Genomic DNA, 24,399 nt, shown 5'->3' with positions numbered 1-24,399 from the left:
TCTCAGCAGGTCAGCGGGGCGCGCCGTCGGCCGCCGAACAACTGCCCAGGGCTAGCGGGCGGCGATCGATGTTTACGAGACCGTGACCTGCCCAACTCCCCCGCGCGCAGGGCACCGAGGGGTGCGGAGGGGCGCCGGGCGACCTCGGCGGGGCGACCTCGGCGAGGCACCCGCGAGACACCCGGCGCCGAACGCGAGGGGCCCGCGGGTCGGATCGTTCTCGACTCGCGGGCCCCTCGCCCGGGTGACACGGTGACGCCGGTGACGCCGGTGACGCGCCGCTTACCGCGCGGCGCGCGCTACGCGCCCGGGTCCTCCTGCCCCTGGTCGGGCGGCGTCTCCTCCTGCTCGTTGCGGCCTTCCTCCAGCTCGGCCAGCCGGTCGAGCGCCTCTTCGAGGCGGGCCTGGGCCTCGCCATAGGCGGTCCAGTCGCCCTCGGCCAGCGCGTCCTGCCCGGCCTCCCAGGCGTCCTGCGCCTCCTGGACGGCCTCCTCGGCGGTCGCCTCCTCGCCATCGGGTGGCGGCTCCTCGCCGCTGTCCGGCGGCGGTGGCGTCTCCTCGCCCGGGTCCTCGCCCTCTTCGGTGACCCCGAAGACCACGTCGAGGGCTCTGTCGAGCGACTCCTCGAAGACGATCTCCTCGCCGTACGCCACCAACACCCGTTGCAGCAGTGGGTAGTTCTGACCCGCGCCGCGGACGTACACCGGCTCGACGTAGAGCAGGCCGCCTTCGAGGGGCACGGTCAGGAGGTTGCCGTACTCCACCTCGGAGTCACCGCGTCTGAGGAGGTTGATCCGCTCGGCGATGTCCGGATCGGAGTTGAACCGGCTCTGCACCTGCTGTGGGCCCCAGACCGTGGTCGTGGACGGCAGCGTGAGGATTCTCATCGTGCCGTAGTCCTCGCTTCTGGCGTCCGCCTCGACCGCCATGTAGGCGGCGAGCGTATCCCTGTTCAACGGCGTGAACGTCGTCGTCAGCGAGAAGACCTGCTCGTCCTGGTCGGGCATCTTCATGCTGAGGTAGTACGGCGGGACGACCTCGTTCTCGTGCGTCGGGTCGTCCGGCACCTCCCAGCGCTCCGAACCCGAGTAGAACTGCCCGGCGTTCTGCACGTGGTAGCGCTGGAGCAGGTCGCGCTGGACCTTGAACAGGTCCTGCGGGTACCTGAGGTGGTCCATCAGCTCTTCGCTGATCTCGTCCCGGTCGGCGACGACGCCGGGGAACGCCTTGCGCCATGTCTCGAGCACCGGGTCGTTCTCGTCCCACTCGTACAGCTCGACCTCGCCGCTGTACGCGTCGACGGTCGCCTTCACGGAGTTGCGGATGTAGTTGACCCGGTTCTCCTGGGCGATGACCTCGCCCTGGTTCTCCGTGAGGGACGTCTCGGTCACATCGCCGAGCGTGGTGCGCGCCGAGTACGGATAGCCGCTGCTCGTGGTGTACGCGTCCACGATCCACTGGATCCTGCCGTCCACCACCGCCGGATACGGGTCGCCGTCGATCGTCAGCCACGGGGCGACGGCCTCGACGCGCTCCTTGGGCGTGCGATTGTACAGGATCTGGGAGTTCCCGTCGATCGCGCCCGAGTACAAGATCTGCGGCTCGCCCATGGTCAGGGCGTAGGCGGCGCGTTTGAACCAGTTGTCGAGCCCGACGCCCGCGTCGCCCGTGTAGCTGTACTCGACCTCGCCGTCCTCGCCCGCGTAGTCGATCTCCTGCTGGGGGCCGCCGACGATCGAGTACTGCGTGGTGTACTCGCCGAAGTAGATCCGCGGCTCGTAGTCGGGCAGCTCGCCCTCGGGCGGGAGGTTCTCCTCCGTGAACGCGGGCTCCCCGTCGTCGGTGACGCCCGTGCCGCTTGCCGCGACGATGCCGAAGCCGTGCGTGTAACGGAAGTGCTCGTTGATCCAGTTCCGCTCGGGGATCTCGTTGACGTTCATCTCGCGGAGGCCGATGACCGTGTCCTGGTCGCCGTTCTCCGTGGGGTAGCGGTCCACGTCGAGCGTCGCGGGGAACTGGTAGTACCCGCGGACCTGCTGGATCTGCTGGAACGCCGGGGAGACCACGCTCGGGTCGAGCAGCCGGATCGACGCGGTGTCGCCCACGGCGTTCCGCAGGGTCTCCGGCTCTGCCTCGCTCGTGCCCGGATAATCCTCGATCTGCGCATCCGCGATGCCATAGGCGTCCTTCGTGGACTCCATGTGCCGCTGGATGTACTCGGCCTCCCTGGCCTGCTCGTTGGGCCGCACCTGGAACTGCTGGACCAGCGCGGGGTAGACGCCACCGATCAGCACGGCGGAGAGCACCATCAGGCCGAGGCCGATCACCGGCAGCTGCCAGCCGCGCCGCCACAGCGTCGCGAAGAACAGCACGGCGCAGATCGCGGCGATGATCGTCAGGATCGTCTTGGCGGGGAGGTACGCGTTGGCGTCCACATAGCGAAGGCCCGTCCAGCCGTCGGCGTTCCTGAAGTCGCCGCTCTTGAGCGCGAGTCCGTAGCGGTCGAGCCAGTACGCCACGGCCTTGAGCGCGACGAAGAGGCCAAGCAGCACGGACAGGTGGCCGGTGGCGGCCGGGGTGATGCGGCTGCCGGGCGTGGTCAGCCTGACGCCGCCGTAGAGGTAGTGCGTCAGCGCGGCGGCCAGCGTCGAGAGCACCACGACGGCGAAGCCGAAGCCCAGCAGGAAGCGGTAGAACGGGTAGTCGAACGCGTAGAACCCCACGTCCATGCCGAACTGCGGGTCCGTCTCGCCGAACGACGTGCCGTTGACCCACTGGAGCCAGGTGCGCCACTGGCCCGAGGCCGAACCGCCCGCGATCAGGCCGATCACCACGGAGACGCCGAGCAGCACCCACCGCTTGTAGGGGGCGATCGACATCCGGTAACGATCGAGGTTCTGCTGCTCCATCGACATCGCGCTCAACGGCGGGCGCAGGCGGTGCGCGAGCCACACGTTGAACCCGACGGCGAGCGCCATCACCAGGCCGAAGACGGCGAACATGGTGACCCGGGTCAGCAACTGGGTCCGGTACACGCTCGTATAGTCAACCGAGCTGTACCAGAGCCAATCCGTCCAAAACCCGGCGAACATGGCGAAGAGGATGCCAAGTCCGGCCAGAATGGCCGCCGTGATCAACAGCGTCCTGGCCCCCCGCGACGGGCGGCCGACACTGAATCGTGGTCCGCCCGGACCTCGGGGACCTCTGGGCCCGTTCGGACCGTTGGGGCCACGCGAGCCCCGGTCCGGCATTTGGAAAGCCAACGCGCGCACCTCGACGATTCGCAGGGTTCGGAGCCAGGCCCTCCATGACAGAGGCCCCACAGGACTAACTTACTCAAGCTTTACTCGGTTCCCGTTTCCGGGGTGGAAGACGGCACGATAGGCCCATGGACAACACTCCGCCCCCCGGCCCCTCCTCCACCCGCCCCTCTGTGACGCCACTCACCTCGGCCGTCCTGGAGATCGACGCCTATGTGGCGGGGCTCGGCTGGGACCGGCCCGCCCAGCTGTTCGCGCTGGTCGACACCGAGCGGCTGCGCGCCGAAGAGCCCGAGCTCGCCGAGCGGCTCGACATCGACGCGGGCAGCGGGCTGACCCCGGTGGAACAGGACGAACTGCCCGCGGGGCAGGCCCTCGACGAGTTCCTGGCGACGATCGCCTGGCCCGAGGCGGTCGCGGGCTGCGCGCTCACGATCGAGCGGCTGATGCTGCCGCCTTCGGCCGAGGACTCGGTGCCCGATGGGCTGCCCGGCGCCGAGCTGACGCGCTGGGTGGCCGAGCACCCCGAGCGCCAGGAGGTGCGCATGACGGTGGCGGTGCTGAGGGACGGGGCGCGCGAGTCGGCGATCAGGCTGCGCGAGAAGGACGCGGAGACGGAGGTGCTGACCGGGCCCGACCTGGTGCCTGGGCTCGCCGACGCGCTGGCGGCGACGTTCGCGGAGTGAGGCCCCAGGCGCACCCCGCGTGCCCCGCGGTGCCAGGGCCCGCCGGGGGCGGCCCTCAGGGGGCCTCGCAGGCGGGGAGGTCGTCGGTGTCGCCCGCCCTGATGTCGGCCAGCGCGTCCAGGGCGTCGTCGAGCGTGCCGACCCTGACCAGGGTGAGCCCGCCCGGCACGTCCTCGGCGGCCACCGAGCAGTTCTCCTCGGGGGTCAGGAAGAACTCGGCGCCCGCGTCCCGCGCGGCGATGGTCTTCTGCGAGACGCCGCCGATCGGGCCCACGGTCCCCTCGGTGTCGATCGTGCCGGTGCCCGCGACGAACGCCCCGCCGGTCAGGTCGTCCTCGGTGAGCCGGTCGATGAGGCCGAGCGCGAACATCAGCCCCGCGCTCGGCCCGCCGACGTCGGCCAGCTCGATCTCTATCTCGAACGGGAAGCTGTGGCTGACGCCCGCCGTGATCCCGACGATGGCCCGCTGGTCGTCGGGCGCGGCCACGGTGGACACCGTGACCTCCTCGGTCTCCGCGGGCAGCTCGTCCCCCGCTTCGATGGCGGCCTGCGCCCGCTCGGCGGGCACCACGGTGAAGACCACGTCATCGCCCGCCTCGCGCCGGGTGACCAGGTCGGCCACCTCGCCCGGCTCGCCGATCTCCTCGCCGTCCACCGCCACGATCGCGTCCCCCGCGTGCAGCTCCCCCTGGGCCGGGCTGTCCTCGGCGACCGCGGCCACGATCGTCTGGGACCCCACGTCGTAGCCCAGCTCCTCGAGGGCCGCGACCTTGGCGCTCTCCTGGGAGGCGGTGAACTCCTCGGCGTTCTGCTCCTGGACCTGGTCGGCGGACAGGTCCTCGGGGTAGATCGACTCATACGGCACCACGGCGCTGTCGTCGGAGAGCCAGCCGCTGACCGCCTCCAGGAGGTTCATCCGGTAGTTGACACCGGTGACGCGGACCGTCGTCATGTTCAGGTGGCCGGAGGACTCGAACGTCTCCTCGCCGCTGATGTTCAGCACGGGCTCGCCGTCGTGCTCGCCCAGGGTGTTCACCGTGGGGCCCGGGGACATCTCCGCGTAGGGCACCCTGACCAGCACGGCGGCGCAGAGCAGACCTATGAGCAGCAGGGTCGACGTCAGCAGCGTCGCGGTGCGGCGTGGCATGCCTTGACAGTACGTGACGGGACTGTCAGCCGTCGGCCGGGGCCCGCTCCATCGCGGCCCTGAACGCCTCGTACCCCCGCACCCCCGCGGCGTCCTTGACCCCGCCCACCCCACTGCGGCGCCGCGTGGCCCACGTGCTCCACAGCCCGGCCACCACTGCCCCGGCGACGGGGATCAGCAGCCATACGAGGACCGCCATGACCTACCTCCCACCTCGGCGACGTAACACCAACGCTCTGACCTGGGAACGGGTTACGCAACCGGGGTGGTGCCCGCCACCGGATAACGATTGAGACAGCGCCCCGACTGCGGTGGCCGGGCTAGGTACCCGCTCCCACCCACTCGTTGGTGCCGTCCGTGAACGTTTGGTGTTTCCAGATGGGGACCTCGTGCTTCAGGTCGTCGATCAGGCGGCGGGAGGCGGCGAACGCCTCGCCTCGGTGGGCGCACGCGACCGCGACCACCACGGCCAGGTCGCCGATGGCGAGGTCGCCGACGCGGTGCACCGCGGCCAGCGCGCGGACGGGGAAGTCGGCGGCGACCCGCTCGGCGACGCGGCGCAGCTGGGCCTCGGCGGTGGGATGGGCGGAGTAGGCCAGTGAGGTGACGGCCGCCCCCTCGGCGTGCCCGTCGTGGTCGCGGACTGTCCCGGCGAACAGGGCGGTGCCGCCCGCCGCGTCGTCTCCGATCGCGGCGAAGACCTCGTCGACGGACAGCGGCGTCTCCCTGATGGCGATGAGCCGGATGGGGTCACGTTCGTTCATGGGCCCCATCCTCCGTCACCGGCGCCTGGCCCTGCGCGCCCGGCGTACCAGTGCGGCCGTGCCGACCAGCGCGACCGTGGCGCCCGCGGCCCCCAGCGTGGTCGCGGCGTCCTTGCGGCCCAGCCTGCGCCCCGCGACGGTGTGCCGCCCCGCGACCTCGGTCAGCAGCTCGGCCAGCACCTCCTCGTTGCTCCAGGAAGGCCGCCAGCCCGCCTCGTAGAGCTTGCTGCCGCTGACGACCCAGGGGTACATCGTGTACGCGAGGTCACCGGCGGGGGACGGGGTCAGGCCGAGGCGGTGCAGGCGGGCGGCGGCGCCGAGGGCGACCGAGGGCGGCAGCTCCATGCGGCGGATGCCGGTGAGCTCCTCGACCTCCTCCTGTTCGAGCCAGCCGTCGCAGCCGACCGCGAGCTCGCCGTCGACGCGCTCGCGCGCGGCGAACTCCAGGGCGCTGACCAGGTCGTCGACGTGGCAGAACTGCCAGCGCGGCCTGGAGCCAGCGACCACGAGCAGCCGGGGCGACTCGAAGTAGCGCGTGAGGGCCGTGTCCGTGCCGCCGACGAGGATGGCGGGGCGCAGCACGGTGACGTTGAGCCCTGGGTGGGCGCGCGGGGCGCGCCGCGCGAGCCGTTCGATCTCCAGAAGGTCGCCCACGCACGTGGCGTCGGCGGTGGCGCGCAGCTCGGCGTCCTCGGCGAGGGGGACGTCGTTGTCGGGCAGGGCGCCGTAGACCATCGCGGACGTGCAGAGCACGACCCGGCGCACTCCGGCGGCCGCGGCGGCGGTCAGCACGGTCTGCGCGCCCCTGACGTTGAACGCCGTGCGGGCGGCCGGGTCGGCCTCCAGGTCGAGGTCGAGGGCGAGGTGGACGACCACGTCGACGGGCCCCTCGTGGTCGCGGTCGCGCTCGGAGTGGGCCGAGGCGTCGCGGGAGGCGCCCGACGTGCGCAGCAGGTCGGCGATGGCGGGGTCGCGGATGTCGAGCGTGTGCCACTCGGCGCCCTTGGCGTCGCCGACGCGCTCGTCGAGGGCGAGCACCCGCTTGACGTCGGCGGCGGCAAGCAGCCGCTCGGTGAGCAGTGCGCCGACCCCTGTCGCCGCGCCGGTGACCGCGACGGTCAGCGGGGTGGCGGGGCCGTTTCGCGCTGCGCGAACGGCTGGCTCCGGGGAACTCACAGGACCTCTCCAGCGGTTGTTTCGGTACGACGTGCGCACGCCCATCCTGCCTGAGTGGTGTCTAGGCTGGAGGCACAGACCAGCGAATCACAGGCACGTTGGTTCCGTCCGACGACACAGACCCGAGGATTCCCGTGAGTGACATTCCATTCGGATTCGGTCTCCCGGAGGAGCCGGACGACGGCGAATCCGGCAATAAGAAGAAGAGGGGCGACGGCGGGCAGGGACCGGCCGACAATCCGCTGGCTGCCATGTTCGGCTTCGGCGCGGGCGGCGGCCCGGGCGGCGGCCCGGGCGGCGGCCCGGGCGGCGGGATGAACCCCCAGGACCTGGGGGCGGCGTTCCAGCAGCTCGGGCAGATGCTGTCGTACGAGGGCGGCCCGGTGAACTGGGACCTGGCCAAGAGCGTCGCCCGGCAGACCGTGGCGCAGGGCGGCCCCGACGAGTCGAAGGACCGCAGCGTCGGCGCGCACGACAGGGGCCAGGTCGAGGAGGCCCTGCGCCTTGCGGACCTGTGGCTCGACGACGTCACGGCCCTGCCGTCAGGCGCGGCCACGACCGCGGCGTGGAGCAGGGCGGAGTGGGTCGAGGCGACGCTGCCGGTGTGGCGCGAGCTGGTCGACCCCGTGGCGGAACGGGTCGGCGCGGCCATGGGGAACGTCCTGCCCGAGGAGATGCAGGCCATGGCGGGCCCGCTGCTGGGGATGATGCGCTCGATGGGCGGCGCCATGTTCGGCACGCAGATCGGGCAGGCCGTGGGCGTGCTCGCCGGTGAGGTGGTGGGCTCGACCGACATCGGGCTGCCGCTCGGCCCCGCGGGCAAGGCCGCGCTCCTCCCGCAGAACGTCCTGGCGTTCGGCGAGGGCCTCGGCATCCCCGCGGACGAGGTGCGGCTCTACCTCGCGCTGCGTGAGGCGGCGCACCAGCGGCTGTTCAGCCATGTGCCGTGGCTGCGCTCGCACCTGTTCGGCGCGGTCGACGGGTATGCGCGGGGCATCCAGGTGGACACGGCCAAGCTGGAGGACCTGGTCGGGCAGCTGGACCCGACGCGGCCCGAGGAGCTTCAGGAGAAGCTTCAGCAGGGGCTGTTCCAGCCGGAGGACACGCCGCAGCAGAAGGCGGCGCTCGCCCGGCTCGAGACGGCGCTCGCGCTGGTCGAGGGCTGGGTGGACGCGGTGGTGCACGCGGCGGCGGCGCCGCACCTGCCGTCGGCTGGCGCGCTGCGCGAGACGCTGCGGCGGCGCCGGGCGTCGGGCGGGCCCGCTGAGCAGACGTTCGCGACGCTGATCGGCCTTGAGCTGCGGCCCAGGCGGCTGCGGGACGCGGCGCGCCTGTGGGCTTCGCTGACGCACGCCAAGGGCGGGCAGGCGCGTGACGCGCTGTGGTCGCACCCCGACATGCTGCCGACCGCGGAGGACCTGGACGACCCCGACGGCTTTGTGCATCGCGAGCAGCTTGACTTCTCGGAGCTCGACGCGATGCTCGGCGACGCCGCCGGGGGCGGCGAGGGCGGCGGCCCGTCGGGGCCGCGGCTCGACAAGCCGGGCGACGGCGGGGGCGGCAAGGGCGGCGACGAAGGCAAGGACGGCGAAGGCAAGGGCGACGAAGGCAAGGGCGGCGAAGGCAAGGGCGGCGGCGCGGGAGAGGGCCGGGCGTGAGCCTGCACGAGGACGCGGCCAGGGTGCTCGACGCCTGGTCGCCGCCCGACGCGGCGCAGGAAGGGCTGCGCAAGGAGTACGCCGCGCACCTGGCGGCGCACGCCGACGGCGTGTGGAAGGCGTGCGCCGCTGGCCATGTGACGGCGAGCGCGCTGGTCGTGGACCCCGTGGGCGGGCGGGCGTTGCTCACGCTGCACCGGAAGCTGGGCATGTGGCTCCAGACCGGCGGGCACTGCGAGCCAGGCGATGCCACGCTGGCGGGCGCGGCGCTGCGCGAGGCGACGGAGGAGTCGGGCATCGAGGGGCTGCGGCTGCTGCCAGCGCCCGTGGCGCTCGACCGCCACCGCACGCCGTGCGCGGTGCACCTGGATGTGCAGTACGTGGCCGTGGCACCGGCCGGGGCCACGGAGCGGCGGAGCGAGGAGTCGCTGGACCTGCGCTGGTTCGCCTACGACGAGGTCGCCGACGTCGCCGACGCGTCGGTGGCGCGCCTGCTTGAGCGCGGCGCCGCGCGGCTCGCGGTCGACGGCTGACGGCTGACGGCTGACGGCTGACGGGCAACGTTTCAGGCTGACGGTCAACGTTTCAGCGGGGGCCCCAGGCGCCTCCCTGGCCGAGGCCCGGGCCCTGGCCCTGGCCGAACGGCAGCTGCTCGCCGTGCGACGTGTGCTGCGGCGGCAGCAGCTCGCTCGGCTGGACGACCACATGTCCCTCGCCCATGAAGCTCAGCTCCCAGCCCTCCCCTGTGTTCCCCCTGCGGCGCCAGATCGGCCTGCTGCTGGTCTGGGCCTGCATCTGCACCCGCAGCGACGACGACCACGCCACCACGGCGTCCGCGTCGGCGCTGCAATAGCGGTCCGGGGTGACGCGCATGGCCAGGGGCTGGCCCGAGGTGGTGATGGCGACCTTGCCCTGGCCCGAGATCATGAGGTTGTACGCGCCGACGCCCGGGATGCCGTACTGGCTCTCCACCGAGACGACGTCCCAGTGCAGATGGGCGTCCAGGGCCAGGACATACGAGCTGTCGACGGTCAGGCCCTCGTGGTCGACGTCGAGGACGTGGACGTGCTGCGCCAGGTTCGCGAAGTACACCTGGCCCTGGCCCGAGCAGCGCATCAGGGGCAGCACCTCACCGGCGAACTGCTGCATGTGCTGCTGCCCAGGCGACTGGTACTCCCCGTCGAACTCGACCATGCCCTCGAACGCGACCATGCTGCCCGCGCGGGCCACCACACCCTCGCCGTGGCCGAGGGTGACCTTGAGCATCTGGGAGCCCTGGAGGGCGAACCGCTCCTGGGACTGGGTCACGGTGTGGTTGAAGATCGGGCTCTGCATCGCGAGACTCCCCCGTCAGTTGTGCTGCTGTGCGTTGAGCCGGTCGGTGCTGTCCTCGCTGGGCTGGACGACGACGAAGCCCTGGCCCGAGAAGGCCAGCTGGAACGCCTCGCCGCTGCCCCTGCCGAGGAGCGAGGACGCCTTGAAGCTGCGCTTCCCCTTCATCTCCAGGCCACTTGACCAGGCGACGAGGGCGTCGGGGTCCACACACGTCTCGCCCGACAGGCCGCAGTCCACCACCACGGGGATGCCGCGGCTGGTGATCGCGACCCAACCGGTGCCGGAGATGCCCAGGTTGAACAGGCCCTGCCCCGCGAACTTGGCGATGCCCTTCACCCGCTGCACGCCCCACTCCAGGTGGGCGTCGAACGCGAGGACGTTGGTGGCGTTGACCGACAGGCTCTCGTTCTGGAGGGGGACGCACACGACCTCGGCGCCGTAGTCCGCGAGGTAGAGCAGCCCGTCGCCCGTGCACTTCATCAGGGGCACGCTCTCGCCCGTGAGCCGCCCGGCGAACGCCTGGCGCAGGGCCGTGGGGTTCGACTCGTACTGGATGAACCCCTCGTACGCCACCATCGAGCCGGTCCTGGCGAACAGGTCGTTCCCCGACTGCATGGCGATCCTGGCCATCGTGGAGCCATGGTTCTCCATGCGGGCGGTCGGGGTGGCGGTGGGCGCGAAGCCCGCAATCATCCGCTGATCCATCACGGGCTCCCGTCAGATCTCGTAGGGCTGGACAATGGCGAAGTTCCCTGGGGCTCCCCTGAACTGGAGCTGTGTGGTCTCCCCGCTGTGCCCGGGGAACGCCTGGCGGCGCACCCGCACCTGGTTGGCCACCAGAACCTGCGCGGCGGCGGACCAGGCGATCACGGAGTTGGCGTCGGCGAACGTCATCGGGGTGACGGGCAGGACCAGCGGCTCGCCCTGCGTCTTGACCACCAGCGTGCCGTGCCCCGAGAACTGGAGGGCGAAGAGCGAGCCACCCGGCAGCCCGTGCCCGTCGATGCGGCGCACCTCGTACTCGAGGGACTCGTCGAACGCGAGCACGTGCTGGGAGGCCACGCAGATCGCGTCACCCTGCAACTCGACGGGGTGCAGGCGGCTGGCCTCCTCGGCGAGATACACCTGGCCCTCACCGGTGCAGCGCATCATCGAGGGAAGGCCCTCGCCCGTGGCCCACGTGGTGACGCGGCGCATGAGGCCGCCGCCCTTGAAGCCGAAGTCGACGTCGCCCTGGTACAGCACCATGCTGCCCTGCCGTGCCATCACCGGCTGGCCGTCGATGCCCAGGTCGGCGCGGACGAGCTGGGGGTTCTGGAGGGTCCAGCGGCGCCGTTCGGTGCTGCCCCGGTACTTGTCGAGCGCGGCCATGACGCCGCCCGCGGCACCGGCGCCCGTCGGGACGCCCATGGCGGGCATGGGCATGGTCGGGCCCGCGCCTTGGCCGCCGCCCTGGCCCGGGGGCGGGAACCCGCCCTGGCCCGGGGGGAATCCGGGCTGGCCCGGGGGGAATCCGGGCTGGCCCGGGGGGTAGCCGCCCTGGCCTGGCGGGGGGAACGCGCCGGGCGGGCCCGGGTGCGGCGGGCCGGGGGTCACGGGCGGGGCGCCGAAGCCCTGGCCGGGGTGCACGGGGTAGCCACCGCCGCCACCCGGTGGGACGGGCGCGCCGGGCGGGGGCGCGTATCCGCCGCCGGGCGCGGAGGGCGCGGGCGCGCCGGGCGGCGGCGTGAAGGAGGGCGCGGGCTGGGGCATCGGTGCGGGCGGGGGCGCGGGCTGAGAAACGGGCGCCGGGGCGGGCGCGCCCTGCGGCGGAACCGCCCCACCGGGCGGCGCCGCTCCGCCCGGTGGCGGGGCGAAGCCGGGCGCCACGGGCTGGCCGCCGCCTGGCGGCGCGAATCCCGGGGCGGCCGCGGGGGCGGGCGCGGGCGGCTCCTCCTCGGTGACCTCGCCACCGAAGTGCCGCAGCAGCGCGGCGAGTCCGCCGTCGAAGCCCTGGCCGACGGCGGCGAAGCGCCAGCCGTCCTTGCGGTAGAAGTCGCCCAGCATCACGGCCCGCTCGGTGGTGAACTCCGAGCCGTCGAAGGCGTAACGGGCCACCTCGTCGCCACCCGCCACGATCCGCAGATAGCCGGGGCCGACCTGGGACATCGTGCCGTCGCCGTCGATGCTGGCGGTGAAGGTCAGCCGGTCGATGCTCGCGGGCACGGAGTCGAGGGTCACGCGGAACGACTCGGTGTCACCGGCCTGTGCGCCGAGGAGCTGAAGGGACTCCTCGGGCGACTTGGGCTGGTTGTAGAAGATGAAGTACCGGTCGTCCGACAGCTGTTCGGCCTGGTCAAGCCCGAAGCAGCTGATGTCGAAGACCAGTCCGGGACCCGCTATCTGCACCCCCACGTACAGATCGGTACCGAGCGTCAGGTCGCTGAGGCGGGCCTTCCGGCCGCGCTGGAAGTGCGTCACCATACGTAACGACCGTCCCCCATCCGATAAGACATACATTCGGTGGTGGCCAGACTAGCCGCTCCCGCGGACAGCGCGGAGGGTGACGGGGGACGAGGGGGCGCGAAGGGGCGCGGGCGCGGCCCGCGGTCACTCCGCGCGGAGCCAGGGGACGTAGGGCAGGCGCTCGGCGGCCACCACGCCCTCGAGGAAACCCCGGGCCCGCTCGGTGCGCGGATAGCGCTCGAGCAATTCCCAGAATCCGGGGCCATGGCCGGGAACCAGCAGGTGGGCCAGCTCGTGGAGCAGCACGTAGTCGATGACGTACTCGGGCATGCCCTGGAGGCGGTGGGAGAGGCGGATGCTGCCAAGGGCGGGCGTGCAGGAGCCCCAACGGGCGTTCTGGTTCGTGACCCAGCGCACGCTGTCGGGTCGCGCGCGCCCCTGGAGATAACGCTCCGAGAGCTCGGCGGCGCGGTGGGCGAGGGCGTCGTCCCCGATGATCCGCCTGTCCTCCTGGGCGGCGAGCTTGTCCAGCATCACCGAGACCCAGCGCCGCTCCTCGTCCGCGGTCATGCGGGCTGGGATGAGCACGATGGTGCGATCGCCCTCGCGATAGGCGGAAACGGTGCGCCTGCGGCGGGCGCTGCGGCGCACCTCGACGCGCTCATCCCGCTCCCCGTCCAGCACCGGTCGGCCCGCCGGGTGAATGCGCTGCGGCGGGCCGGCGCTGTTCAGCGGATCGGCGGGCACACCTCGACGTTACCCGCTGTGAGCCTGATATGTCCCGCCCGCCGAACGCCGGTGGGCGGGAGAGGGCGGTGCGGAGCGAGGTGCGGGCGCACAACATCCGCGCACAACGCCCTATTTGTAGGATTATCTCGGCTTCCTGTGGAAAACATCACACGCGTCGCCTCTGTCCGGCCCCATGATGACTCCATGCATCCGATGATCAAGCCCTCGCTGCGCCGGGGTTGGCGCGACCGGCAGACCGTGCGGTTCGGCGTGACGCCCGCGCACTCCGTGCTGCTCGGCCCGGTGGACAGCGCCACCCAGAGCTTTCTCGCCCTGCTCGACGGGACCCGCGCGCTGTCCGCGCTGCGGGACGCCGCCACGTCCCTCGGCCTGGGACGCGGGGCGGCCGACCGGCTGGCCGAGCGGCTCGCCGCGGCCGGGGTGCTCGACGACGCCACGGCCGACCGGGAGGCCGCGGCCCAGGTCACCGACGGGCTCAGACCCGATCTGGCCTCGCTCTCCCTGCTCCATCCACGGCCCGGCGCGGGGCTCGCCGCGCTCGTCGCCCGCCGCGGGATGCGGGTGCAGGTGCGCGGCGCGGGCCGGGTCGGCACTGCGGTCGCGACGGCGCTGTCCCAGGCGGGCGTCGGGACGGTCGATGTCGTGGACGGCGGCCGGGTCGAGCCCGAGGACACCGCCCCTGGCGGGCTGCGCGCCGAGCACATCGGCCGACGGCGGGCCGCCGCCGCGAGGAGCCTGGTCAGGACGGTGGTGCCCTGGCGGCGCGAGGGCGAAGGCAAGGGCGGGAACGCGGGCAAGGGCGGGGACGCGGGCGAGGCGGCGAAGGGCGGCGGCACCCGGCTGGTGATCCTGGCGCCCAGGGACGGCCTGGCCGCCTATGTCCCCGACCCGGCGGCGGCCGAGGAGTTGATCACGGCGGGGATGCCCCATCTGTACACGGGGGTGGTGGAGGCGACGGGCTTTGTCGGGCCGCTCGTGCTGCCGGGGGCGAGCGCGTGCGCGGGCTGCCTGCTGCGGCGGAGGGCCGCGCGCGAGCCGTGCTGGCCGCTGCTCGTGGCCCAGTGGCGGAACGCCCGATGGCCCGGCGTCCCCGCGTGCGACGGGCCGCTCGCCACCGCGGTGGCCGGGCTCGCGGCCTGCACCGCGCTCGGCTTCCTCGACGGCACGGTCCCGCCGTCGGCCAGCACCCGCACCGAGCTGGCGCTGCCCCGGCTCTCGGCCACCACGGAGACGATCGAGCCCCACCAGGAGTGTTCCTGTGGAGCGGCCACGACCACCCGGCCTCCGTAGCGTGCCCCGGGGTCCACAATGAACGGGTAGGGACGAACGGGCAGGGACGCGCTGTAGGGGAGTTGGAGGGGACGCCATGTCTGATCTACCCCGCAAGGCGGTGACCAGGACGGCCAAGCTGGCGACATTGCCGCTGAGCTTCGCGGGCCGGGCCACCTGGGGCCTGGGCAAGCGCATCGGTGGACGCTCCGCCGAGCTGGTGGGCAACGAGTTGCAGGAGCGCACCGCCGAGCAGCTGTTCTCGGTGTTCGGGGAGCTCAAGGGCGGCGCGATGAAGGTGGGGCAGGCGCTCTCGGTGTTCGAATCCGCGCTGCCCGAGGCGGTGGCCGGGCCCTACCGTGCGGCGCTGACCAAGCTCCAGGACGCGGCGCCCCCGCTGCCCACCGCGTCGGTGCGGGCCGCGCTGGCCGAGCGGATCGGGGAGGACTGGCCCGATCTCTTCACCGAGTTCGACGAGAAGCCCGCCGCAGCCGCCTCGATCGGCCAGGTGCACCGGGCGGTGTGGCACGACGGCCGCGAGGTCGCCGTCAAGATCCAGTACCCGGGCGCGGGCGAGGCGCTGCTCTCCGACCTGACCCAGCTGGGCCGGTTCGCGCGGCTGCTCGGCCCGTTGATACCCGGGATGGACATCAAGCCGCTCATCGAGGAGCTGCGGGAGCGGGTCTCCGAGGAGCTGGACTACGCCCTGGAGGCCGAGGCCCAGCGGGCGTACGCCGCGGCCTTCGCCGGGGACCCCGACGTGGTGGTGCCCGATGTCGTGCGCCAGAGCGACCAGGTGCTGATCACCGAGTGGCTCGACGGGGTGCCGCTGTCCCGGATCATCGGCGACGGCACGCGGGAGGAGCGGGATCGGGCGGGGCAGCTGCTGGCCAGGTTCCTGTTCTCCGGCACCGCGCGGACCGGGCTGCTGCACGCCGACGCCCACCCGGGGAACTTCAGGCTGGTGCCCGTCGAGAGCCGTCCCATGGCCGAGTGGCGCCTGGGCGTCATGGACTTCGGCGCGGTGAGCCGCCTGCCCGAGGGCCTGCCACCGGTCATCGGCAGGGCGCTGCGGACGACGCTCGACGGACGCGCCGACGAGGTGTACGCGCACCTGTGCGCCGAGGGCTTCGTGCGGCCCGACATCGATCTCGACCCGGTGGCCGTCATGGACTATCTGCGGCCGATCATCGAGCCGGCGGCGGTGGAGGAGTTCGCCTTCAGCAGGGAGTGGCTGCGGGAGCAGGCGGGCAGGATCGCCGATCCCCGGTCGGCGGCCCACCAGTTGGGGCGCCAGCTGAACCTTCCGCCGTCCTATCTGCTGATCCACCGCGTCACCCTGAGCACCATCGGGGTGCTGTGCCAGCTCGGCGCGACGGTGCGGATGCGGGACGAGCTGGAGGCGGGGCTCCCCGGCTTCGCCGACGAGGGGCCGTTCGACGAGAGGCCGCTGGAGGACGAGCCGCTGGAGGACGAGCCACGGGACGAGGACGCGCCGGGGAACGAAGCCGGGCGGGCCTGAGGGCCGAGGGTCTCGGCGCTCAAGCCCGCCCGGGCGGGACTCAGCGGATGACCGCCTGCGCCAGGGCGCGGCGGGCACGCCGTGAAGCGCGCTCCGCCCGCTCCTGGAGCCGACGGGACCTGCGCTGGAGCCGTGCGGCCCGGGCGATGTGCCAGGCCGCGCGTTGGGATTCGGCCTCCCTGACGCGCTCCGCCATATGGGAGCGCGCCAGGGCTTCTGGGATGAGTTGCAACTTCCTGGTCCTGTTCAGCTTCTGACGCGGCCGCCGGGCCGCCGTCGGTTCGTTCATGGTGGGTGCCGTGTCGAGATCGCGCACCGGCCCGTGGGGCGCGGGGCGGCCGATGGTGCCTGTGGTGTTCATGCCGTGACCGGGTTCTTGCGGGGACGGCCACGCGGCCTCTTCCGCGGGACCACCACGCCCTGGACGAACAGCTCGCCGCCCCAGACGCCCCACGGCTCACGGCGGTCCTTCGCACCGGCGAGGCAGGCGGCGCGCAGCGGGCAGGTGCCGCACAGCGACTTGGCGTACTCGACGTCCTCGGGGGTCTCGGCGAAGAACACCTCGGGGTCGTACGAACGGCAGGGCACGCCGTCGTCGAGCCTCTCGATGGCCTCGTCCAGCTCGTTGAGGGTGTACAGCGGGGTCACAGAAGTCTCCGGATCGGGGGGTGAGTTCAGGTCGGGTCGGGCGTACGGCGCGAGTGGCATGGTCTGGTCCTCGTGTCGTTGAGTCGTCGGTCTGCCCGGCTGGTGGCCGGGAGGGGGAAAACAGAAGGGCCGCGGATCCCGGTGTGGGTTCCGCGGCCCTGGAAGGTGCCGACCTGATCTCGCCGATCAGGCTGGATCACTCCAGGGATCGAGCCCGCGGAGGGCCCACATCGTGTGAAGCTGGGTCTTCTGCTGTCCGAAGATCTGGTGCCGGGCGCCGGAGACATCGGCGGTCGTCGCATAGGCACCGACACGTGCCTCTGCCGCGACTACCGCTGCCGCGGGCGCCGGAATCGGTCGCTCGCTCAGCGCGGCGCGCGAGCCGGCTGCCGCCGCACGCACGGCCGCGGCACCGGACACACCGGTGCCGGACAGGCGAGAACCACCAGGCACGCACAGGCGGACAGAGTCGAGGCCCACCAGCGTTTTGATGATCGGATTGGCCATGGGACTCGCCTCCTTTGCGGCGTCTCGGTGGGCCGGGCGTGGATGCCCGATGAACTCAACTGCCCAGATGAACTCAGTACAGCATGGCTCCGGGGGAAGGGGAACCCTCCCCCGGCGTCATGCAGAGCACGCTATGCGGATGTCTCCGGCGCGCGCAAACTATTTTTCGGCGGATTCCTCAGAAGTTTCCTCGGAGGCCGACGGCAGGGGCTCGCCGGCGCACAGCGCCAGCACATCGGGCCCGAACTGCCGCAGCTTGTGGGCCCCCACGCCCGAGATCCGGGACAGCTCACCCTCGCCACCAGGCACGGTCTCGGCGATCGCCATGAGCGTGACATCGGTGAAGACGGCGTACGCCGGCCTGCCCAACTCCCGCGCCCGGTCCACCCGCCACTCGCGCAGCCGCTCGTACAGCTCCTCGTCCATCGACGAGGGGCAGTCCTCGCAGCGCCGCAGCTTGACCTCGGTCGCCTCCGTCAACGTCTTGTCGCACACCCGGCACTTGACCGGCCCGCGTGGCTTCCTCCCGCGCGACCCGGGGCCCCGCTCCACGCCCCCGGCGCCGCCCTGGCCCCCCCGCGCGCCCCCCGCGCCCGACCCGGGCCGCAGCCCGTCGAGGAAACGCGTGGGCCGCCGCGTCGCCCGCCCTCCTGGCGAGCGCGCCACCGCCCAGGACAGCGTGAGCCGCAGCCGCGCCCGCGTGACCCCCACATACAGCAGCCGCCGCTCCTCCTCGACCTGCTCGGGCGTCTTGGCGTGGGTGATCGGCATCATCCCGTCGGTCAGCCCGACCAGGAACACCGCGTCCCACTCCAGGCCCTTGGCTGCGTGCAGCGACGCCAGCGTCACGCCCTCCACGGTGGGCGCGTGCTGCGCCGCGGCCCGCTCGTCCAGCTCGGCCACGAACGCACGCAGCCCCGCGTCGGGCCTGGCCCGCCCGAAGTCCTCGGCGAGCGTCACCAGCGAGCGCAGCGACTCCCAGCGGTCCCGCACGGCACCCGAGCCCGCCGGTGGCTCGGGCGTCCAGCCGGTGCTCGCCAGCACCGCGCCCACCTGCCCGGCGAGCCCTTCGACGTCGTCGAACGCCCCGTCGTTCCCCCCCGCGCGCGCAGCACCGCGCAGCGCCAGGCCCGCGGCGCGGATCTCGGGCCGGTCGAAGAACCGCTCGGCGCCCCGAAGCTGGTAGGGGACCCCCGCGTCGGCCAGCGCCTGCTCGTAGATCTCGGACTGGGCGTTCACCCGGAACAGCACGGCGACCTCGCTGGCCGGGATGCCCGCGCCGCCCTCGCCGACCGGCGCGATCAGCTCCCTGATCCGCTTCGCCGTGGCCTCCGCCTCCGCTGGCTCGTCGGGGTGCTCGGCGAAGACCGGCTCGGGCCCCGGCTGCCGCTGCGAGATCAGCTCAAGGCGGTGCTCGGCGGCGCGGCCGCGGGCCTGCCCGAGCAGTCCGTTCGCCAGGTGGACCACCTGGGGCGTGGAGCGGTAGTCCCGCACGAGCTTGACCATCGTCGCGTGCGGATGGCGCGTCCTGAAGTCCAGCAGGTGGTCGGGGGTGGCGCCGGTGAAGGAGTAGATCGTCTGGCTGGCGTCGCCCACGACGCACAGGCTGTCCCGCTCCCCGAGCCACTGCTGGAGCAGCCGCTGCTGGAGCGGGCTGACGTCCTGGTACTCGTCGACGGTGAAGTGCTGGTACTGGCCGCGGACCACCTCGGCGATGTCGGGCCGGTCGGCGAGGATGCCGACCGTCAGCAGCAGCACGTCCTCGAAGTCGATCGCGCCCCTGTCCCGCTTCAGCTGCTCATAGGTGGCGTAGATCCTGGCCGTCTCGGCGGGGTCGCGCGGCGGCTCACGGTCGGACTTGGCCACGGCCGCCGGATAGTCCTCCGGCACGGTCTGCGTGACCTTGGCCCACTCGATCTCGGAGATCACATCCCGCAGCTCGGCCCGCTCGAGGCGCAGCCTGCCGCGCGCCGCCGCCTCGGCGACCAGCGCGACCTTGCGCTCCATCAGCCGCGGCGGCTCCCCGCCGACCGCCTTGGGCCAGAAGTACTGGAGCTGCCGAAGCGCCGCCGAGTGGAACGTCCGCGTCTGCACCCCGCCCGCGCCCAACTGCCGCAGCCGCCCCCGCATCTCGCCCGCGGCCCGGGCGGTGAACGTCACGGCGAGCACCGTCGACGGCTGGAACACCCCGGCCCGCACGCCGTAGGCGATCCGGTGGGTGATCGCCCGCGTCTTGCCAGTGCCCGCCCCCGCGAGCACGCACACCGGTCCCTGGAGCGTGGTCGCCACGGCGCGCTGCTCGGGGTCGAGCCCTTCGAGCACGGCGTCGGCCGAGTCCGGCACCCGGGGAAACGGATCCTGGGGGAAAGGGGAGGCGTGCGTTGCTGATGTCACCCGGCCATGCTGCCAGGTTCGGCTGAGGGCGTGGGCTGGTTGTCCACAGCCCCCTGGAATTACTCATACCGCGGAATGACTCATACCGCCGCGTGTGTTCTCCTTGCGCGAGCGACAACCGCCGCCGCAACCCACCGAAGGAGCGGGAGACGATGTCCGGCACCGTGACGATGTACAGCACCACGTGGTGCGGCTACTGCCGTCGGCTCAAGAGCCAGCTGGAGCGCGAGGGCATCGCGTTCACCGAGATCAACATCGAGGAGGACCCGGACGCGGTCGCCCTGGTCGAGAAGGCCAACAACGGCAACCGCACCGTTCCGACCCTCGTCGTCGTCCCCGGTAGCGGCGGCCCCGAGGTGACCATGACCAACCCGTCCCTCGCCGAGGTCAAGCAGGCCCTCGCCGCCTGATCCCCGGCGCCCGGGCTGCCTGCCCCCCGGCGCCCGCGCCGAAGGATCCCCGAAGGAACGGCGTTCACCAGGGCGCGGACACCAGCGGCTTGCCGTACCACCGCGCCACCAGCCGCGCGGCGATGGAGACCCCCGAAGGGGCCAGCACCTCGCCGGACTCCATCGCCGCCCGCAGCTCCTCACGCGAGAACCAGCGCGCCTGTTCGATCTCGTCGCCGTCCACGACCGGCTCGGACGAGGCCGCGTGCGCCACGAACCCCAGCATCAGGCTCGAGGGGAACGGCCACGGCTGGGAGGCGATGTACTCGACCTCCTCCACCACGACGCCGACCTCCTCGGCCACCTCGCGGACCACGGCCTGCTCTATCGACTCCCCCGGCTCCACGAAGCCCGCGAGCGTCGAGAAGCGCCCCTTGGGCCAGTGCATCTGCCGTCCGAGCAGCGCCCTGTCCTCCTCGTCGACCACCAGCATGATCACGGCCGGGTCGGTCCGCGGATAGTGCTCGGCGCCGCACGCCGGGCAGCGCCTGATGTGCCCCGCGGCGGCGATCACCGTCCGCTCTCCGCAGCGGGAGCAGAAGCGGTGGAGGCGCTGCCAGTTCTCCAGGGCGACGGCGTGCACCAGCAGCTCGTTGTCCCGCTCGGACAGCAGCGGCGCCGCCTCCCGCAGCCCCGCGGGCCTGGCCGCCTCGTCCATGCGCCCCGGCAGGGCGTCCTTCTGGAGGGCGAAGTACCGCACGCCTTCGGCGTCCGAGCCGAGGAAGTACCGGTGGGCCTCGGTGAGCGGCGCGTCGAACGACGGCATCATCACCAGCTCGGTCCTGCCGTCGGCCGTCTCCTCGATCAGCGCCTGGCCGCCGGACACCACGAACACCCGGGTGGAAGGATGGCTCCAGGCCGCGCCCAGCCATGCCTCGTCGAGACGGTACCCGGCGCAGCGGTCGATGCCACCGGTGCCGGTGAGAGGAATCGGCTGGACCGCGTCGTCCGGGGTGGTGCGCATACCAAAAGCCTAACCGGGGTCGTTGGGCTCCCAGGACTCCTCCCCCATGAGCAGCCGCTCGAGCCCGCGCCGCCCCGGCAGCACGGTCGGCCGCACCAGCTCGCCGCTGCGGACGTAGAGGAACGCGGCCGACACGGCGGACAGCGGCAGCTCGTGCCGCTCGGCCCACGCCAGCCGGTAGATCGCCAGCTGGAGCGGGTCGGCGTCCTGGCGGCGCGCCGTCTTCCAGTCGATGATCTCGAAGCCCCCGCGCGCCGTCCGGTAGACCGCGTCGATGCGCCCGCGGATGACGCGCCCCGCCAGCTGGATCTGGAACGGCGCCTCGATGCGGTACGGCCTGCGCGCGGCGTAGGGCGTGCGGGAGAACGCCTCCTTCAACGCCGCGAGCTCCCGCTCGTCGCGGATCTCGGCCTCCTCGTCGGGATCGCCGCCCGGGAGCTCGTCAGGGCCGAGCATCGGCAGCGCCAGCGTCTCGAACCTGGACTCCACCCACGCGTGGAACCTCGTCCCGCGCCGCGCCGCGGGCTGCGGCGGGCGCGGCATCGGCCGGGCCAGGTCGCGCGCGAACCCCTCGGGGTCGGCCGCGAGCCGCTGCACCTGCGAAGCGGACAGCGAGAGCGGCAGCTCGACGTCGCGCACCACGGCCCGCGACCGCCGCAACTCCCCGGCAAGCGCGGCCAGATCCCGGTCCCATGACTCCACGGTCCGCCGCTCCTCGGGAGTCAGCCCCGCGGAATCCCCCGAGCCACCCGAGCCACCCGAGCCACCCGCGTCACCCGAGCCACCCGCATCGTTCGCATCGTTCGAAACGCCGGAGGCGCCGTCCCCCCGCGGCCCCGGCACCCCCGCGCGCAGCCGCGCCAGCACCGCGTCGGCCGCCGCGCGCCGCCGGGCCAGCGCCGCCGGGTCGAGCGGCAGCGGCCACGCCTCCTCGCGCGCGGACCCGGCGAGCGCGGGGTTCTCCACGTCCTCGGGCGGGGGGTCGGCCCACTGCTCCACCTCGCCGTGCGCCGGATCGCGCTCGCAGTGGGCGCGCAGCGCCGCCAGAAACGCCGAGGGCCCGCGCCGTCTCTTCTGGCTCGGCCCCCACCAGTGCCCCGAGCCGAGCAGCAGCGACCGCGGCCTGGTGAACGTGACATAGCCGAGCCGCAGCTCCTCGAGCTCCAGGTGCTCGGCCGTCGCCGCCGCGTACTCCTTGTGGCCCGCGGCCGTCCACTCGGGCGGCTCGGGCAGCGTTCCGGCGTCGCCGCGCAGCGGGTGCGGCAGCGCGCGGGGGTGCCGCAGCCACGAATCGCGCGACGGCTTGGCGGGAAACGCCCCCGCGACCAGCCCCGGCACCACGACGACGTCCCACTCCAGGCCCTTGGCCTTGTGCGCGGTGAGCACCTTCACGGTGTCGTCCGCGCCGGGCAGCGAGCTGTCGAGGCCCTTGTCGTACTGCGCGGCGGCCCGCAGGAAGGCGAGGAACGCGGGCAGCGTCGCCTCCCCGTCCACCGCCGTGCCGCTGCGCCCCGCCGCGAACGCCGCGGCCACGTCGAGGAACGCGCCCAGCGTCTCCCTGCGCCGCGCCGCCAGCGCGCGCGGGGACGCGGACAGCTCGACCTCGAGGCCCGTCGCGGACAGCACGCGGTGCAGCACATCCATCAGCGGATCGCCCAGCGAACGCCGCAACTCCCGGATCTCGGCGGCCAGATGGGCGAACCGCACCCGCGCCTCCGGCGAGAACGGCAGCCCGTCGGCGGGCTCCCCCGCGCCCTCGACGAACGTGTCGAGCGCGTCCGCGAGCGACGTGACCTCCGCGGGGTCGGTGCCCTCGACCGCCGCCGCGAGCCGCGCGTCCTCGCCGCCGTCCGAGCCGCCGTCCGTGCCGCCGTCCGAGCCGCCGTCCGTGCCTGCGCCCCCGGCCCGCCGCACCAGCACCCTGGCGCGCCGCCCGAGCAGCGCCAGGTCGCGCGGGCCGATCCGCCAGCGAGGGCCCGTGAGCAGCCGGACGAGGGCGGCGTTGGCCGTGGGATCGACCAGCACCTCGCACACCGCGACGAGGTCGGCGACCTCGGGCAGGTGCACAAGCCCTGAGAGCCCGACCACCTCGACGGGCACGTCGCGGGCCACCAGCGCGCCCTGGATCGCCGCGAAGTCGCCCGCCGTGCGGCACAGCACCGCGATCTCACGCGGCGGCGTCCCGGTCCGCGTCAGGTGCGCGATCGAGTCGGCGAGCCAGGCCAGCTCATCGGCGTGCGTGGGCAGCAGCGCGCAGCGCACGCGCCCGGCCAGCTCGGCGCCGTCGGCGGGCCGCAGCGGAACGACCGCGGGGTGGCGCGCGCGCAGCGGCGCGGCCAGGTCGTTGGCCAGCGAGAGCAGCCGCCCGCCGCTGCGGCGGTTCTCGCTGAGGCTGTCGCGGCGCGCGGGGGTGCCGTCGCGGTGCGGGAAGTGGTCGGGGAAGTCGTCGAGGTTGGCCACGGACGCGCCGCGCCAGCCGTAGATCGCCTGGCACGGGTCGCCGACCGCGGTGACGGCGTGTCCCGTGCCGCCGCCGAACAGCCCGGCGAGCAGGATCCGTTGGGCCACGGACGTGTCCTGATACTCGTCGAGGAGCACGACGGAGAACGCCTCCCGCATCGCCCTGCCCACCTCCGGCACGTCGCGGGCGAGGGCCGCGGCGAGCGCGATCTGGTCGCCGAAGTCGAGCAGGTCGCGGGCGCGCTTGCGCCTGCGGTACTCCTCGACCATGTCGAGCAGCCGCCCGCGCCCCGCGGCGGCCTCGGGGACGCGGCGCAGCTCCGCGTTGGTCAGCTCGGCCCCTGCCAGCTCGGCGAGCAGCCCCGCGTCGAACGCGCGCAGCGCCGCAGGGGTCACCAGATGCTCCGACAGCTCGGCGTCGAGCGCGACGAGATCGGTGACCAGCGCGGTGAACGTCGCGGCCGGGGGGTCGAACTCGGCGGGCGCCGACCGCAGCACCTCGGCGGCCAGCTGGAACCGCCCGGCGTCGGCCAGCAGCCGCGAGGCGGGCTCGACGCCGAGCCGCAGCCCGTGCTCGGCAAGCAGCCGCCCCGCGAACGCGTGATAGGTGGACACCTGGGGCTCGCCGTCCTCCGCCGTCTCGACGCCCGCGCCCGCGAGGGCGGCGCGGATCCGCTCGGCCAGCTCGCCCGCCGCCTTGTTGGTGAAGGTGAGGCCGAGCACCTGCCCCGGGGAGACCTGGCCCGTGGCGGTGAGCCACACGACGCGCGCGGCCATCACCGTCGTCTTGCCCGAGCCCGCCCCCGCGACGATGGCCTGGGGCGCGGGGGGCGCGGTGACACAGGCCAGCTGCTCCGCGGTGAACGGGATCCCCAGCAGCTCCCTGAGCTGTTCGGGGCGGCTGAGTCGGACGGGCACCCGAGTGAGCCTAACCCCCGCCTCCGACAGTCCCGTTCCGCCGCGGG

The 24,399-nt window shown here is 73.1% G+C and carries 21 protein-coding genes; 6 read left to right on the top strand and 15 right to left on the bottom strand.

Annotated elements, in window-relative coordinates:
- Positions 1-299: 299 nt before the first annotated feature.
- Positions 300-3,251 carry a UPF0182 family protein gene (locus DEH69_RS21785; RefSeq protein WP_113688662.1) on the bottom strand — a complete coding sequence of 984 codons (2,952 nt, stop codon included), beginning with the start codon at positions 3,249-3,251 and terminating at the stop codon, positions 300-302.
- Between the two features lie 137 nt (positions 3,252-3,388).
- On the opposite strand from DEH69_RS21785, the gene DEH69_RS21780 reads away from it, so the two are divergent.
- Positions 3,389-3,946: a PPA1309 family protein gene (locus DEH69_RS21780; RefSeq protein ID WP_113688661.1), complete on the top strand. Its 558-nt coding sequence runs from the start codon at positions 3,389-3,391 to the stop codon at positions 3,944-3,946.
- 55 nt (positions 3,947-4,001) lie between these two features.
- Here the strand turns inward: DEH69_RS21780 and DEH69_RS21775 are convergent, their stop codons facing one another.
- From DEH69_RS21775 to DEH69_RS21765, 4 genes are all read right to left on the bottom strand, one after another.
- Positions 4,002-5,093: a PDZ domain-containing protein gene (locus tag DEH69_RS21775; protein ID WP_113688660.1), complete on the bottom strand. Its 1,092-nt coding sequence runs from the start codon at positions 5,091-5,093 to the stop codon at positions 4,002-4,004.
- A gap of 25 nt (positions 5,094-5,118) precedes the next feature.
- A complete protein-coding gene (locus tag DEH69_RS31695) occupies positions 5,119-5,292 on the bottom strand; it encodes a hypothetical protein (protein ID WP_181727541.1) in 174 nt (57 codons plus the stop codon).
- 121 nt (positions 5,293-5,413) lie between these two features.
- Positions 5,414-5,857: a molybdenum cofactor biosynthesis protein MoaE gene (locus DEH69_RS21770; protein WP_113688659.1), complete on the bottom strand. Its 444-nt coding sequence runs from the start codon at positions 5,855-5,857 to the stop codon at positions 5,414-5,416.
- A gap of 15 nt (positions 5,858-5,872) precedes the next feature.
- Positions 5,873-7,033 carry an SDR family oxidoreductase gene (locus DEH69_RS21765; RefSeq protein ID WP_113688658.1) on the bottom strand — a complete coding sequence of 387 codons (1,161 nt, stop codon included), beginning with the start codon at positions 7,031-7,033 and terminating at the stop codon, positions 5,873-5,875.
- 134 nt (positions 7,034-7,167) lie between these two features.
- On the opposite strand from DEH69_RS21765, the gene DEH69_RS21760 reads away from it, so the two are divergent.
- The gene (locus DEH69_RS21760; protein WP_113688657.1) at positions 7,168-8,691 is read left to right on the top strand and encodes a zinc-dependent metalloprotease; all 1,524 of its coding nucleotides are present in this window, start codon (positions 7,168-7,170) and stop codon (positions 8,689-8,691) included.
- Positions 8,688-9,224, top strand: coding sequence for an NUDIX hydrolase (locus DEH69_RS21755; RefSeq protein ID WP_113688656.1), 537 nt, complete (start codon positions 8,688-8,690; stop codon positions 9,222-9,224). Before DEH69_RS21760 ends, DEH69_RS21755 begins: the two co-directional genes overlap by 4 nt.
- Before the next feature lie 52 nt (positions 9,225-9,276).
- Here the strand turns inward: DEH69_RS21755 and DEH69_RS21750 are convergent, their stop codons facing one another.
- The 4 genes from DEH69_RS21750 to DEH69_RS21735 form a co-directional block, all read right to left on the bottom strand.
- Positions 9,277-10,026 (bottom strand): AIM24 family protein, encoded by a 750-nt coding sequence (locus DEH69_RS21750; protein ID WP_113688655.1) that lies wholly within the window; start codon positions 10,024-10,026, stop codon positions 9,277-9,279.
- 15 nt (positions 10,027-10,041) lie between these two features.
- A complete protein-coding gene (locus DEH69_RS21745) occupies positions 10,042-10,731 on the bottom strand; it encodes an AIM24 family protein (protein WP_113688654.1) in 690 nt (229 codons plus the stop codon).
- A 12-nt stretch (positions 10,732-10,743) separates the two neighbouring features.
- Positions 10,744-12,489: a TerD family protein gene (locus DEH69_RS21740; RefSeq protein WP_113688653.1), complete on the bottom strand. Its 1,746-nt coding sequence runs from the start codon at positions 12,487-12,489 to the stop codon at positions 10,744-10,746.
- Positions 12,490-12,615: 126 nt separating this feature from the next.
- Positions 12,616-13,218, bottom strand: coding sequence for a M48 family metallopeptidase (locus tag DEH69_RS21735; protein WP_113688652.1), 603 nt, complete (start codon positions 13,216-13,218; stop codon positions 12,616-12,618).
- A gap of 186 nt (positions 13,219-13,404) precedes the next feature.
- Here DEH69_RS21735 and DEH69_RS21730 point away from each other — a divergent pair, with 186 nt between their 5' ends.
- Both DEH69_RS21730 and DEH69_RS21725 read left to right on the top strand, forming a co-directional pair.
- The gene (locus DEH69_RS21730; RefSeq protein WP_113688651.1) at positions 13,405-14,511 is read left to right on the top strand and encodes a ThiF family adenylyltransferase; all 1,107 of its coding nucleotides are present in this window, start codon (positions 13,405-13,407) and stop codon (positions 14,509-14,511) included.
- Between the two features lie 76 nt (positions 14,512-14,587).
- Positions 14,588-16,012 (top strand): AarF/ABC1/UbiB kinase family protein, encoded by a 1,425-nt coding sequence (locus DEH69_RS21725; RefSeq protein WP_113688650.1) that lies wholly within the window; start codon positions 14,588-14,590, stop codon positions 16,010-16,012.
- 40 nt (positions 16,013-16,052) lie between these two features.
- Here DEH69_RS21725 and DEH69_RS21720 read toward each other — a convergent pair whose 3' ends face one another.
- The 4 genes from DEH69_RS21720 to DEH69_RS21705 all read right to left on the bottom strand — a co-directional run bounded on the left by DEH69_RS21720 (position 16,053) and on the right by DEH69_RS21705 (position 19,561).
- Positions 16,053-16,373, bottom strand: coding sequence for a hypothetical protein (locus tag DEH69_RS21720; RefSeq protein WP_113688649.1), 321 nt, complete (start codon positions 16,371-16,373; stop codon positions 16,053-16,055).
- Entirely contained in the window at positions 16,370-16,720 is a 351-nt protein-coding gene (locus DEH69_RS21715) for a WhiB family transcriptional regulator (protein ID WP_113688648.1), read from the bottom strand. Before DEH69_RS21715 ends, DEH69_RS21720 begins: the two co-directional genes overlap by 4 nt.
- 126 nt (positions 16,721-16,846) lie before the next feature.
- A complete protein-coding gene (locus DEH69_RS21710) occupies positions 16,847-17,167 on the bottom strand; it encodes a hypothetical protein (protein ID WP_113688647.1) in 321 nt (106 codons plus the stop codon).
- Positions 17,168-17,326: 159 nt separating this feature from the next.
- On the bottom strand, positions 17,327-19,561 hold the full coding sequence (locus tag DEH69_RS21705; RefSeq protein WP_309302888.1) for an ATP-dependent DNA helicase UvrD2: 2,235 nt from the start codon (positions 19,559-19,561) through the stop codon (positions 17,327-17,329).
- Positions 19,562-19,713: 152 nt separating this feature from the next.
- Here DEH69_RS21705 and DEH69_RS21700 point away from each other — a divergent pair, with 152 nt between their 5' ends.
- Complete coding sequence (locus DEH69_RS21700) at positions 19,714-19,971, top strand: glutaredoxin domain-containing protein (RefSeq protein WP_113688645.1); 258 nt, start codon at positions 19,714-19,716, stop codon at positions 19,969-19,971.
- A 64-nt stretch (positions 19,972-20,035) separates the two neighbouring features.
- Here the strand turns inward: DEH69_RS21700 and nudC are convergent, their stop codons facing one another.
- A complete protein-coding gene (nudC, locus tag DEH69_RS21695) occupies positions 20,036-20,974 on the bottom strand; it encodes an NAD(+) diphosphatase (RefSeq protein ID WP_113688644.1) in 939 nt (312 codons plus the stop codon).
- Positions 20,975-20,983: 9 nt separating this feature from the next.
- On the bottom strand, positions 20,984-24,352 hold the full coding sequence (locus DEH69_RS21690; RefSeq protein WP_113688643.1) for an ATP-dependent DNA helicase: 3,369 nt from the start codon (positions 24,350-24,352) through the stop codon (positions 20,984-20,986).
- Between the last annotated feature and the right edge of the window lie 47 nt (positions 24,353-24,399).

The sequence above is a fragment of the Streptomyces sp. PT12 genome (assembly GCF_003311645.1).
GTDB lineage: Bacteria > Actinomycetota > Actinomycetes > Streptomycetales > Streptomycetaceae > Streptomyces.
The sequence above is the reverse complement of the archived record's forward strand: the minus strand, read 5'-3'. Positions and strand labels throughout refer to the sequence as shown.

Coding starts and splice junctions, on each gene's coding strand:
- DEH69_RS21785 (WP_113688662.1), bottom strand. CDS start 3,251: ATGCCGGACCGGGGCTCGCGTGGCCCCAACGGTCCGAACGGGCCCAGA.
- DEH69_RS21780 (WP_113688661.1), top strand. CDS start 3,389: ATGGACAACACTCCGCCCCCCGGCCCCTCCTCCACCCGCCCCTCTGTG.
- DEH69_RS21775 (WP_113688660.1), bottom strand. CDS start 5,093: ATGCCACGCCGCACCGCGACGCTGCTGACGTCGACCCTGCTGCTCATA.
- DEH69_RS31695 (WP_181727541.1), bottom strand. CDS start 5,292: ATGGCGGTCCTCGTATGGCTGCTGATCCCCGTCGCCGGGGCAGTGGTG.
- DEH69_RS21770 (WP_113688659.1), bottom strand. CDS start 5,857: ATGAACGAACGTGACCCCATCCGGCTCATCGCCATCAGGGAGACGCCG.
- DEH69_RS21750 (WP_113688655.1), bottom strand. CDS start 10,026: ATGCAGAGCCCGATCTTCAACCACACCGTGACCCAGTCCCAGGAGCGG.
- DEH69_RS21745 (WP_113688654.1), bottom strand. CDS start 10,731: ATGGATCAGCGGATGATTGCGGGCTTCGCGCCCACCGCCACCCCGACC.
- DEH69_RS21740 (WP_113688653.1), bottom strand. CDS start 12,489: ATGGTGACGCACTTCCAGCGCGGCCGGAAGGCCCGCCTCAGCGACCTG.
- DEH69_RS21730 (WP_113688651.1), top strand. CDS start 13,405: ATGCATCCGATGATCAAGCCCTCGCTGCGCCGGGGTTGGCGCGACCGG.
- DEH69_RS21725 (WP_113688650.1), top strand. CDS start 14,588: ATGTCTGATCTACCCCGCAAGGCGGTGACCAGGACGGCCAAGCTGGCG.
- DEH69_RS21720 (WP_113688649.1), bottom strand. CDS start 16,373: ATGAACACCACAGGCACCATCGGCCGCCCCGCGCCCCACGGGCCGGTG.
- DEH69_RS21715 (WP_113688648.1), bottom strand. CDS start 16,720: ATGCCACTCGCGCCGTACGCCCGACCCGACCTGAACTCACCCCCCGAT.
- DEH69_RS21710 (WP_113688647.1), bottom strand. CDS start 17,167: ATGGCCAATCCGATCATCAAAACGCTGGTGGGCCTCGACTCTGTCCGC.
- DEH69_RS21700 (WP_113688645.1), top strand. CDS start 19,714: ATGTCCGGCACCGTGACGATGTACAGCACCACGTGGTGCGGCTACTGC.
- nudC (WP_113688644.1), bottom strand. CDS start 20,974: ATGCGCACCACCCCGGACGACGCGGTCCAGCCGATTCCTCTCACCGGC.